11 protein-coding genes are annotated in these 11843 nt (G+C 66.4%); 5 read left to right on the top strand and 6 right to left on the bottom strand.

The genetic code is table 11. From position 1 onward, the window contains the following. Window positions 1-10 precede the first annotated feature (10 nt). Entirely contained in the window at window positions 11-1213 is a 1203-nt protein-coding gene (locus tag G6N32_RS26085) for a TetR/AcrR family transcriptional regulator (protein ID WP_115318249.1), read from the bottom strand. Between the two features lie 194 nt (window positions 1214-1407). Here G6N32_RS26085 and G6N32_RS26080 point away from each other — a divergent pair, with 194 nt between their 5' ends. Further along, window positions 1408-2370, top strand: a complete 963-nt coding sequence (locus tag G6N32_RS26080) for a response regulator transcription factor (RefSeq protein WP_147291976.1) — start codon at window positions 1408-1410, stop codon at window positions 2368-2370. Between the two features lie 4 nt (window positions 2371-2374). Here G6N32_RS26080 and G6N32_RS26075 read toward each other — a convergent pair whose 3' ends face one another. After that, window positions 2375-3238 (bottom strand): alpha/beta fold hydrolase, encoded by an 864-nt coding sequence (locus G6N32_RS26075; protein WP_115318251.1) that lies wholly within the window; start codon window positions 3236-3238, stop codon window positions 2375-2377. 198 nt (window positions 3239-3436) lie between these two features. On the opposite strand from G6N32_RS26075, the gene G6N32_RS26070 reads away from it, so the two are divergent. Next, complete coding sequence (locus tag G6N32_RS26070; protein ID WP_115318252.1) at window positions 3437-3769, top strand: hypothetical protein; 333 nt, start codon at window positions 3437-3439, stop codon at window positions 3767-3769. A gap of 33 nt (window positions 3770-3802) precedes the next feature. On the opposite strand, the gene G6N32_RS26065 is transcribed toward G6N32_RS26070, so the two are convergent. Beyond that, a complete protein-coding gene (locus tag G6N32_RS26065; protein WP_115319015.1) occupies window positions 3803-4561 on the bottom strand; it encodes a DeoR/GlpR family DNA-binding transcription regulator in 759 nt (252 codons plus the stop codon). 10 nt (window positions 4562-4571) lie between these two features. Beyond that, the gene (locus G6N32_RS26060) at window positions 4572-6626 is read right to left on the bottom strand and encodes a PTS mannitol transporter subunit IICBA (RefSeq protein ID WP_115318253.1); all 2055 of its coding nucleotides are present in this window, start codon (window positions 6624-6626) and stop codon (window positions 4572-4574) included. A gap of 110 nt (window positions 6627-6736) precedes the next feature. On the opposite strand from G6N32_RS26060, the gene G6N32_RS26055 reads away from it, so the two are divergent. From G6N32_RS26055 to G6N32_RS26045, 3 genes are all read left to right on the top strand, one after another. After that, window positions 6737-7795 (top strand): zinc-dependent dehydrogenase, encoded by a 1059-nt coding sequence (locus G6N32_RS26055; protein WP_115318254.1) that lies wholly within the window; start codon window positions 6737-6739, stop codon window positions 7793-7795. Between the two features lie 68 nt (window positions 7796-7863). After that, a complete protein-coding gene (locus G6N32_RS26050) occupies window positions 7864-8421 on the top strand; it encodes a CsbD family protein (RefSeq protein ID WP_115318255.1) in 558 nt (185 codons plus the stop codon). Window positions 8422-8450: 29 nt separating this feature from the next. Further along, complete coding sequence (locus G6N32_RS26045; protein ID WP_115318256.1) at window positions 8451-9131, top strand: IF2 family translation initiation factor; 681 nt, start codon at window positions 8451-8453, stop codon at window positions 9129-9131. Between the two features lie 58 nt (window positions 9132-9189). On the opposite strand, the gene G6N32_RS26040 is transcribed toward G6N32_RS26045, so the two are convergent. Both G6N32_RS26040 and G6N32_RS26035 read right to left on the bottom strand, forming a co-directional pair. Next, entirely contained in the window at window positions 9190-10647 is a 1458-nt protein-coding gene (locus G6N32_RS26040) for an aldehyde dehydrogenase family protein (RefSeq protein WP_115318257.1), read from the bottom strand. A gap of 1 nt (window position 10648) precedes the next feature. Next, on the bottom strand, window positions 10649-11842 hold the full coding sequence (locus tag G6N32_RS26035; RefSeq protein ID WP_115318258.1) for an acyl-CoA dehydrogenase family protein: 1194 nt from the start codon (window positions 11840-11842) through the stop codon (window positions 10649-10651). Window position 11843: the final 1 nt, after the last annotated feature.

Here is an 11843-nt window from a genome sequence, read left to right as displayed (position 1 = left end):
CGCCGGACTGCTAGGGTGCGTCGGCTTGGCTGGTCAAGATCGCCAACGCGATATCGGTCATCTCCTGCGCGACGTCGGTCCTGCGGGTGAGATGCCATGTCCGCGAAACATCGTCGATGAAGCTGACCGCGGCCGCGACCAGTAGTCGGGCCTGCGCGACGGTGGTCTGCGGGACAAGTGTGCGAATGAGGTCGATCCACAGTCCATCGCGGTCGGCCTGGTTCCTGACGACACTGTCTCGAACCTCCTCGGAGGCCGAGGACAGTTCGGTGATCGACACCGACACCAGGTCGGGGTCGTCCAGGCTGATCCGTACTCGCCCGGCGACCAACTGGCCAAGCCGTTGTGCCGCAGGACTATTGGTGCGGAGTACCCGGATGCACTCCAGGGCGGACCATTCGTCGAGCCGGCGTACCAGGGTGTCGAGGATGGCCTGCTTGGAGGAGAAGGAACGGTACAGGCCGGGCCCGGCGATTCCGACGGTCTTGCCGATGTCTGCGGTGCTCACAGCGGGATATCCACGGGCACGGAACAACTGCGCACCTGCCGCCAACAGCGTCTCGTACCGCGAGAACGCCACCGACTCCCGGCCTGCTGGTCCCTCGATCGGTTTGAGTGCCCCGACCGGTGCGGCGCGGGCGGCCGCCATGCACGCCCGGTACAAGACGCTCCTCAGCTCAGTGCCGGGCAGGCTGAGGCTGTGTCGCCCAAGGCTTGTCAGGGTGCTGGACACCGCCCACGCCCGCAGCTCGGCATGCGGGGGGCTCAGGTCGGGCATCTCCAGGCGCACGCCGGCCTGCATGCCTGCCACGATGGCGTTGATCCGCCGCCGAACTTCGGCACGGTCGTCGTCGGTGAGATACCGGGCTTCGCGTTGCCACAGCACCGTCAGCGCTCGGGTCTCGACGGCCGCTGCGATCAGGTCGGCCAACTCGTCATGGAGCGGGCGGGCGGTCGCCTCGGCTGTGCGACCCTCAGGATTGCGAAAGCTCTGGTACTCGTCCTGCGCGTTCAGGATCACCGCGGTGAGCAACGCCTGTTTGTTGTCGTAATGGCGGTACAGGGCGCGAGCCGTCACCCCGGCGGCCTCCGCGATCTCCTCCAGTTTCACCGAATGAAACCCGCGATCGATGAACAGCCGGGCGGCCTGATCGAGGATCTGCTTCTTGCGGTCCTTGGGTCTGCGTCTGACGGCCGGGACGGTTGGCTGCATCGCTGGAGTGTCCCTTCCTGACGGCCGGATTGAAACATCCTCCCAGATCGCCCCCGCGCCGGTTGCAGAACGTAACAAACAAGTACATTGACGAGAGAAATAGCGTTATTGCGTGGCAGATTCAGCTGCTCGATCGGGTCCATGGCTGTTATCAGCTATAGACATAAATCACCATACCGCGTACGCTCGCGGAGGTGATCGGTCGTCTCGACACCGCGGTGAAGACATCTGGCGGGACTTCGCTGAGCCGTCTGCCCGCTGTGGTGGGCGGCACCGCCCGGGCGCGAAGCGCCGTGCAGGAGCCCGGCTCCGGCGGTCTCGTCGCCGGCGTGCAGGATGCCGTCAGGCAACTGGTTGTGGCGTCATCGATGAACGATCTACTCGGGTTGGCGGCCGAGGCGGCGGCTCGAATCGGGTTCACCCGCGTTCTGTTCTCCAGGATCGACCACGGGATCTGGGTGACGCACAACGCCTACACCGCTGGTGATGCCGATTTCGCCGAGCAGCTCGTGGCTTTCGGAACCGCGCACTCTCAGCAGTTGGCCGGTCAACTGCTGGAATCCGAGATGCTGCTGAGTGGCGCCCCAATCCTGGTGTGCGATGCGCAATCTCATCCCCGGGTGTTCCACAAGATCGTGAAGTTCACCCGGACCACCGATTACGTGGCCGCACCGGTCCATGTGTGGGGCGCTCCGGTGGCGATGATCCACGCTGACCGCTACCCGGACCGCAGTGTCCAGGACATCGACCGCGACCTACTCGGCCTGTACGCCGGCGGTCTGGGTCTGGCCATCGAGCGGGCCCAACTCGCCGACCGGCTGAAAGTGATCAACCAGGCATCGACATCCCTGGGCGACCGGGCCGGCGACGACGGTCCTGGCGGCCCGTCGGCCCAGCAGCACCCACCACGGCTGGCCGCGGTGTCATCGTTGCCGCGCGCCGAGCGAGCCACGGAACGGCTGTCGCCGCGGGAGTGGGATGTGTTGCGCAGCATCGCCCTCGGCAAGACGAACGCGCAGATAGCCGCCACCCTGTTCCTGACGGAGAACACGGTGAAAGTACACGTCAAGCACATTCTGCGGAAATTGGGTGCCGCCAACAGAACTGAGGCCGCCGCGCTGTACCACCGGCTCACCCGGCGTGGCCCGTGCGACTAGGGCGTCACGCCGTCGCCATCGGCGTCCACGGTGCTGTCGAGTTGACGAAGGCCTCGAGCGAGTCCGCAACGGCGGCGGGCGCTTCCAGCTGAGGTGTGTGTTCGACGCCGGGCAGGATCAGCAGCCGACTACCGGGAAGAGCGTCGTGCGCAGCCCGAGCGTGGGCGACGGGGATGATCGGGTCCTGCTCGCCCCACACCAGTGAGACGGGCAGGCCGTGGGTGACGTCCAACCGTGAACGAGCACTGACCGCTTGCCCGCGGTAGTCGACCACCGAGCGCAGGGTGCGCAGAAATGCTTGGCGGGTGGGGCGATCTGACAGCGAGGCATAGGCTTCCCACGTCTCGGTCGTCGCCATCTGAGGTGGCCGGACCGATTCCAGCCGGCTCAGAAGTCGATTGCCCACGGCAACAACTGATTTCGGTGCGATCAGCGGTGCGATGAGTTCGGCGGCCGGCGAGGCGAGCAGCCGCAGACTCAGGCCCACCTCGGCCCCCAGTCCGCCACTGGCGATCAGCGCGAGCCGTTCACAGTATTCGGGATGCTGGTGAACGAACTGCATGCCGATACCCCCGCCGAGGGAGTGCCCCACTATCGTCGCCCGAGGAATCTCCAACTCGTCGAGGAAATTTCGCAACCACACCGCGAAGGCGCCCAGCGAGTAGTCGGTCCGCGGCTTCGCTGACTGGCCGTGACCGAGCAGGTCCGGTGCCACCACCCGGAAATGTTCGGACAGCTGGGGGGTGACCGCGCGCCACGTACGTGAACTACTGCCGATCCCATGCAACATCACCAGGGTGGGGCCGTGCCCGCTGTCCCGGTAGGCGACGAGTTCGCCGTGCAGCCGCACGTACTTGAGCCCAGTCATGGAACCTCCTAAGTTACCCACTAGTAACCTACGGTACCGTAACCAAGGCTCCGCCGTCGAATTCGCCAGGGCTCCGGTGGGCCGTTCCCGGCTGAACGGCCTCGCCCGGCGTCGTTCAGCGGTTAGGGTTTCGCCAGTAGCGGCGCGGCGTGGTGACCGGGGGGATCATCGGCTGACCTACCACCGGAAGGCGCGCGCATGAGCATCGAACAGCCCGACGGACTGCCCTCGGTGGACGATTTCCGTAGCCGGGCCGGGCATGTCGACCGGGAGTTCGCCGACGCCCGGCGGTACCTCTCCGCGTTGTGCGACGACGACAACCACTCACTGGGCGAACTCATGACAGAGATTCACCGCAGTGGGCGGGCCATGCAGGTGCTGGCAGCCATGGCGGTGCTCGCCTTGGACTTTGCCAACCTCTCCGCCGACCGTCTTGGCGGTGATGTGCAGACGTGGCTGGACCAGTCTGAGATGACACCGGACCGGGCCGACGCCGAGCGGCGACAGAATGAACTCGGCGGTGAGGCATAGTTTTTCGGGGCCTTTTGTGGCCTCCCGGCCGAGTCAGGTTCGCACGACGGCGGGCCCCATCGCCTCATACCGGCGGGCATCGGCGGCGGGTAACTCCGTGCCGGTCACGATCGAGTCGAAATCGGCCACGTCGGCGAATCGGCAGAAGCTGCTGACGCCGAATTTCGTGTGCGCGGCCACCAGAACCCGGCGACGGGCGACTTTGACTGCCATGTGCTTCACCGCGGCGACGGCCGGGTCGGGCGTGGTGAGGCCATGCTCGGGCGAAATGCCGTTCGTGCCAAGGTAAGCGACGTCGATCACCAGGCTGCCGAGCATGTCGGTAGCCCAATGGTCCACCGTCGCCAGCGTGCGGCCCCGCATCCGGCCGCCGAGCAGCAGGACCGTCACCGACTCACTGTGTGCCAGCGCCTCCGCGGCCAGCAGTGACGAAGTCACCACCGTCAGCTCCTGATCGGCCAGCCGTTCGGCGATCAGCCGGGGAGTGAAACCTTCGTCCAGGTACACCGTTTCGGCTCCGTGCAACAGCTCGGTGGCCGCCCCGGCGATCCGGTGCTTCTCGGCGAGGTCGACCTGGCTGCGGTATTCGACGGTCGATTCGAATGCCGCGGTCTCCAGCGGTATGGCGCCGCCGTGCACGCGTTTGAGGATCCGGCGACCGGCGAGCACCTTCAGGTCGCGGCGGATCGTCTCGGCGGCGACGTCGAGTTCCTCGGCCAGCGCCGCCACCTCGACTCGCCCCCTGGTGCGGGCGAACTCGACTATGCGGCCTTGGCGGGTGTCCGAATCCACCTCGGTATTCTCACCCGCCGTCGCCGCCGAGCACCGCCCGGACCTCGTCGGCACTCGTGGCGTTCCGAAGCCGGGCCACCTCGTCGTTGTTGAGGAACACCCCGGCGATCCTGGTCAGCAACGCCATGTGGTCCTTGCCCGCACCGGCGATGCCGACCACGAACTCGGCGGGCTTGCCGTTCCAGTCGATGGGTTGGGCGTAGCGCACGAACGAGATCCCGGTGCGCCGAATGGCGTCCTTGGCCTCGTTGGTGCCGTGCGGGATCGCCAGGCCGTTGCCCATATAGGTCGACACCGAGCCCTCCCGCTCGTGCATCGCGTGCACATAGGACGGTTCAACCGCGCCGGCGGCCACCAGCAACCGGCCCGCCTCGCTGATCGCCCCGTCGCGCGTGGTGGCCGTCCCGGCCAGCACGATCGACTCGAGGGCCAGCACGTCCTCGCCGGGTGCCTCATCGGCTGGTTCGACCGAAGTGGCCGCAGTGCCGTTGCCGCCGTTGGCCTTTCCGAGCAGCTCGACGATCTCGTCGTACTGCGGCGCGTTCATGAAGTTGTCCACCGAGACGTGGACCGCCGACGGTGTCCTCTGCCGTGCGCGTGCGGTCAGATCCCGGTGAGTGACCACCAGTCCGTAGGTGTCGGTGAGATTGGCGATGGACTGGTTGGTCACCTTGACGTCGGAGAAGCCGGCCCCCTGAACCTTCTTGCGCAGCACCGAAGCGCCCATCGCCGACGAGCCCATTCCGGCGTCGCAGGCGAACACGATGTTGGTGATGGGGGCCCCGTCGGCGGAGCCGGCAAATGCAGCCCCGTCGGCGGATCCCACCAGCGCCGAGGACACGCTCGATTTCTTGCCCTTGAGTGCCTCCATGCCCGCGGTCGCGGCGGCCAGGTCTCCGTCGTCGTCGGAGCGGTCGGTCTTGAGCAGGAGCGCGGCCACCGCGAATGAGACTGCAGCGGCGCCCACTACCGACAGCGTGACACCGAGGTAGCTACCGGTGGCGGTCTGGGCGTAGACGGCGATGATGGAGCCCGGTGCGGCCGGTGCGCGCAGTCCGGATCCGAACAGCACGTTGATGAAGATGCCGGTCATGCCGCCGAGGATGGTGGCGGCGATCAGCTTGGGCTTCATCAGGACGTACGGGAAGTAGATCTCGTGGATGCCGCCGAAGAACTGGATGATCGCCGCGCCCGGTGCCGATGCCTTGGCGGCACCTCGTCCGAATGCCATGAACGCCAGCAGGATTCCCAGTCCGGGGCCGGGATTGGCTTCCAGTAGGAACAGCACGGACTTGCCGGTTTGCAGGGCCTGAGTGGTGCCCAGCGGCGTGAGTACCCCGTGGTTGATCGCGTTGTTGAGGAACAGGACCTTGGCCGGCTCGATGAAGATCGACGTCAGTGGCAGCAGGTCGTGGGCGACCAGGAAATCCACCACCCGGCCGGCGCCGTGGCTGAAGCCCGACACGATCGGACCGATTCCGAAGAAGCCGAAGGCGGCCAGGATCAGCCCGACGATGCCGGCCGAGAAGTTGTCGATGAGCATCTCGAAGCCGGGGCGAACCTTGCCGTCCCAGATGGCGTCGACCTTCTTCATCACCCAACCGCCGAGAGGCCCCATCATCATCGCGCCGAGGAACATCGGGATGTCGGTGCCCGCGATCACGCCCATGGTCGCGATTGCGCCGACCACGCCACCGCGGATTCCGTAGACCATCCGGCCGCCGGTGGCTCCGATCAGGATCGGCAGCAGGTAGGTGATCATCGGCGCGACGATGCCGCCGTCGGCGAAGTCCCCCCAGCCGCCGATCTTGGCCACCCAACCGCCCGGATCGCGCAGACCCGGGAAGATCCCGGTCAGCCAGCCGGCCTTGATGAACAGGGCGGTGATCAGGCCCCAGGCGATGAAGGCGCCGATATTGGGCATGACCATGTTCGACAGCGACGTGCCCAGCTTCTGAACATGAACCCGTGCCCCGGTCCGCGGTGGTGTCTCGGTGGTGGACAACTCGGTGCCTCCGATTCTTCGGTGATGCCGATCACATCTAACGACCAGTAAAACCCACATATGGGCATGGATGCAAGCATCCGGTCATAAACGGGCAGAAATGGCTGTGGTTTTGTGCCCGGAATATCGTTAGAGTGTGGGTCAGCTCACCCGTAGGAAGGACGATCGCCATGAAAGCCCTGCGCTTCTACGCACCCGAGGATGTCCGGCTCGAGGATGTCCCGGAGCCCACCTGCGGGCCTGATGAGGTCAAGATCCGGGTTCGCAACTGTTCGACGTGCGGCACCGACGTCAAGATCTTCTACAACGGCCACCAGAACCTGACCCCGCCGCGGACGATCGGCCACGAGATCGCCGGCGAGGTCGTCGAGGTCGGGGCCGAGGTCAATCAGACCTACGGCAGCGACTGGCAGATCGGCGACCGGGTGCAGGTCATCGCCGCGGTGCCGTGCGGGCATTGCCACGAATGTCGCAGGGGCTGGATGGCGGTGTGCCAGAACCAGACGTCGGTCGGCTACCAGTACGACGGCGGTTTCGCCGAGTACATGATCGTTCCCAAGCAGGTCCTCGCCGTCGACGGGCTGAACCGGATTCCCGACAACGTCGGCTTCGACGAGGCGTCCGCCGCCGAGCCCTTCGCGTGCGCCATCAATGCCCAGGAGCTGCTGGGCATCGAGGAGGGCGACACCGTCGTCGTCTTCGGCGCGGGCCCGATCGGCTGTATGCACATCCGGATCGCCCGCGGCGTGCACAAGTGTGGACCGGTGTATCTCGTCGACGTCAACGACAGCCGCCTGGCGATGTCTGCTGACGCAGTCCACCCCGACGGGGTGATCAACGCCGCCGACGTCGACGTCGTCGCCAAGGTCATGGAGCTGACCGGCGGCCGTGGCGCCGATGTGATCATCACCGCGACGGCCGCCAACATCACCCAGGAGCAGGCGATCGCGATGGCCGCGCGCAACGGGCGCATCTCCTTCTTCGGTGGCCTACCCAAGACCAACCCGACCATCACCTGCGACTCGAACGTGGTGCACTACCGCCAGCTGCACATCCACGGCGCGAACGGCTCAGCGCCCGAGCACAACAAGCGTGCGCTCGAGTACATCTCCACCGGGCAGGTCCCTGTCAAAGACCTGATCACCCGACATATTTCGCTCGACAACGTGCTCGACGCCTTCAAAATCGTCAAGAGCGGCGAGGCGATCAAGGTCACTGTCGAGCCATAGACGCCCAAAGGGTTTCGGCTTCACCTCTGGTGGAACACGTGTGTTTACGCACTCCATGAGAGGACACGATGGAACACAACAATGCCGAGCAGGCGCGGGCCGGCCTGATCGGCTCGATCAAGGGCAAGGTCAAAGAGGCCTTCGGCGCTGTTACCGGCAACGATTCGTTGACCGCCGAGGGGCAACTCGACCAGGTCGAAGCGCAGCATCGCAAGAAAGCCAACGCGGCCGAAGCGGTCGCGGATGCCGAGGCGGCCGAGGCGCAATCGCAGAAGGCCGAGGCCAGATCCGCCGGAGCCGACGCCCGCGTCCAGGTGAGCAGCCGGGCCGCGTCGGCCGAACAGCTCATCGATAGCCAGGCGGCCGCTCAGAAGCGCGCTGCCGAGCAGGACGCCCACCAGCTGGCGGCCGCCGCGTCCGCACAAGCCGAACAAGACGCCCAGCGCCGAGTCACCGGCGCCGAGGCGCGAGCCCGGCTGGAATCCGAGCAGGCTCGGGAGAAGTCCGAGGCTGCCGCCGAGGATCACCAGGACTCGGTACGCGCCGCCGCCTCGGCCAGGGCAGAGGCAGATCGACTCAGAAGCGAAGCCCACGAGCTGACTAAAGACGCGGATTTGCCTGAGTGACAACGACTATCGAACGAAAAAGGAATTCAATGAAAATCTCCGACCTGCCCTTTGCGATTCTTCGCTTGCAGTATCGAACAGCCCGAGTGCCGCTGCAGATCGTGGAGGAGCAGGTGTTCGCCCGTTTCGACAGCGAGTCGCGGGCACGGTTGATCTACGAGCGCTCGCTCGGGGCGCTGGATGTGGCCGTCGGCAATCTGCTCAATGCGCCCGACATTGCCGAGCGGGGCGCGGCCCTGGCCGACCGCAGTGAGGCGCTTCGCCTTGCCGCCGAGTTGGATGCCCAGGCGGGTGAAGAGGTGCGCGAGGCCGGCCGGGATTTCAAGGCCCGTCAAGAAGAAGCCGAGAAGCAGCGGCAAAATGCCGTCGCGACAAAGCAGAAGACGGTCCAGCAGTCCCGGCAGCAGGCCGAGGCGCGCAAGCGGGAGGCCACAAAGAACGCTGCCGACCGCGCAGCCGCGGTCAAGGAGCGGGCGGACAAGGCCGCGTCGCAGCGCACCGCGGCAGTGGAGAACGCCAAGCAGACCGAGCAGGCGAATATCACCGCTGCGGAGAAGATGGCGACCAAGGCCGCCCAAGCGAAGCTGGACGGCGCCGCCGACAAGCGCGGGGAGGCCGTTGCCATCCGCAAGGACGCCGACCGCCTCGACGAATTGGCCGACGTCGAGAAGGAGAAGCGCCAGCAGGCGCGTGCCGCCGAAACGAACTAGCCGTTGAGTGAGTACTGAGGCGTCATACGTCGGCCGAATCGCCGTCCTCGGTACTCACTCAATCTGCCGCGCCGCGCAGATACACCGTGGTGGTGTGGGTGAAGAACTCGCGGGCCGCGGTGCCCTGCTCTTTTGGTCCGAGCCCGCTCTTCTTCGCCCCGCCGAACGGTACGTGCGGATCTGCCCCAGCCGATTCCGAGTTGATGTGCAGCACCCCGACGTCGATCTGCTCTACAGCGCGGAGTGCGCGGGTCAGGTCTTGGGTGAAAATGGCTGCCGACAGCCCGAATTCGCTCTCGTTGGCCAATGCGAACGCCTCGTCGGCATCTGTGGCGCGCCGCGCGGCCAGTACCGGGCCGAACAATTCCTCGGACCAGATGTCGGCCGGTTCGCTCAACTCCACCAGCGTGGGTGCGACGAAAAAGCCCTCCGCCAGCAGGCCCTTGAAGTAGGGCTCGCCACCGGCCAGCACCTCGGCGCCTTGGTTCATGGCGGTGCCCAGGCCCCCGTAGATATTCCGCTGTGCAGCACCGGTGATCACCGGACCCATCTGCGTCGCCTCGTCGGTCGGGTCGCCGACGACCAGCGCGTCGACCCGGGTCGCGAGCTCGTCGAGGAACCGGTCGGCAATTCCTTCGGTGACAATCAATCGTGATGTGGCCGTGCACTTTTGGCCAGTGGAGCGGAATGCTCCCAGCATCACCTGGTCCAGGGCAAGCTCGATATCCGCGTCGTCGAGGACCATGGCCGCGTTCTTTCCGCCCATCTCGGCCTGGACCGGCACGCCCCGGGCCGCGGCCGAGGCGGCGATGCGACGGCCTACTGCGGTAGAGCCGGTGAAGCTGATCGCGGCGATGTCGGGGTGTTCGACCAGCGCCTCACCGATTGCAGACTCGCCGATCACCAGGTTGAGCACGCCCGCCGGCAGGCCGGCTGACGTCAGCGCCTCGGCGAGCCGGATCGCCAGCAGCGGAACGGTTGTCGCCGGCTTCCACACCACGGCGTTGCCGTAGACCAAGGCCGGGGCGATCTTCCACGCCGGGATCGCGATGGGGAAGTTGAAGGGAGTGATGACGGCGACGACACCGAGCGGCTTGCGGGTCACCAGAATCTGCTCGCCTGCCCGCGGCGAGGCGAAGATCTCGCCGGCCTGGCGGTCGCCTTCGTTGCCGTAGTACCGCAGGATCTGAGCGGCCCGGCGAACCTCGCCGATGCCCTCGGCCTTGGTCTTGCCCTCCTCGGTCGCCAGTTCGAGGCCCCACGCTGCGGCGTTGCGCTCGACCACAGCGGCCGCCGCCAGCAGGACGGCGCCACGCTCATGGATGGGTGTGCGGGCCCACCCTCTCAGCGCCTCGCCTGCCGCGCCGACGGCACTGTCGACGTCGGCCGGTGTTGCGCAAAGTCCCTCGGCGACAACCGCACTCGGCCGGGTCGGGTTGATACTGCTGATGACTTCGCCGTGGCCGGCGTGCCATTCTCCGGCGATCAGATGCCGCAGTTCGGTCGCGTCGGTCACCTCAGCGGAACGCAGCCTGGCCGGTCAGCGCCCGTCCGATCGACAGCAGGTGCATCTCGGAGGTGCCTTCATAGGTGAGCACGGACTCGAGGTTGTTCGCGTGCCGCAGCGGCGAATACTCCAGCGTGATCCCGCTGCCGCCCAGCAGGGTTCGACATTCGCGCGCGATGGCCAGCGCCTCGCGGACGTTGTTGAGCTTGCCGAGGCTGATCTGCTCGGGACGGGCGCCTTCGGCGTCTTTCATCCGGCCGAGGTGAACGGCCAGCAGCATGCCCTTGCCCAACTCGAGGGTCATGTTGGCCAGCTTCTCCTGTGACAGCTGGAAACTCGACAGCGGCCGGTCGAAGACCTCACGCTCTTGCGCGTAGGCGATCGCGGTCTCGAGACTGTCGCGTGCCGCTCCCAGCGCGCCGAACACGATCCCGAATCGGGCCTCGTTGAGGCACGACAGCGGCGCACCCAGACCGGTGGCCTCCGGCAGCTGGGCCGACGCCGGCAGCCGCACGTTGTCGAGCACCAGTTCGGAGGTGACCGAGGCCCGCAGCGACAGCTTCTTGTGGATCACGTTGGCGGTGAACCCGGGGGTGTCGGTCGGTACCAGGAATCCCCGAACACCGTCGTCGGTCTGCGCCCACACCGTGGCCACATCGGCGAGATTACCGTTGGTGATCCACATCTTGGTGCCGTCGAGCACCCAATCGCTTCCGTCGCGCCTCGCGCGGGTGCGCATCCCGGCCGGGTTGGAACCGAAGTCCGGCTCGGTCAGGCCGAAGCATCCGATCGCTTCGCCGGTAGCCAGGCGGGGCAGCCACTCGTTCTTCTGCTCCTCGGAGCCGTACCGGTAGATCGAGAACATCGACAGCGAGCCCTGGACCGACACGAAACTGCGAAACCCGCTGTCACCGGCCTCGAGCTCCATGCAGGCCAGGCCGTAGCTGACCGCGTTGGTCCCCGCGCAGCCGTAACCCTGCAGGTGCATGCCCAACAGGCCCATGTCGCCGAACTCCTTGCCGAGTTCTCTTGGCAGGGTCGCGGATTCGAACCAATCCTCGACATTCGGCCGAAGCCGGGTGTCGACGAACTTGCGGACGGTGGCGGCGATGTCGCGCTCGTCGGAGTCGAGCAACCGGTCGGTCGCGAACAGCTCCAGCGGTGTGTAAATGTCCTTCTTGGCCGGAGCCGTGGTGGTGCTCATG

This window comes from Mycolicibacterium aichiense, from assembly GCF_010726245.1.
Taxonomy (GTDB): Bacteria; Actinomycetota; Actinomycetes; order Mycobacteriales; family Mycobacteriaceae; genus Mycobacterium; species Mycobacterium aichiense.
The sequence above is the reverse complement of the archived record's forward strand: the minus strand, read 5'-3'. Positions and strand labels throughout refer to the sequence as shown.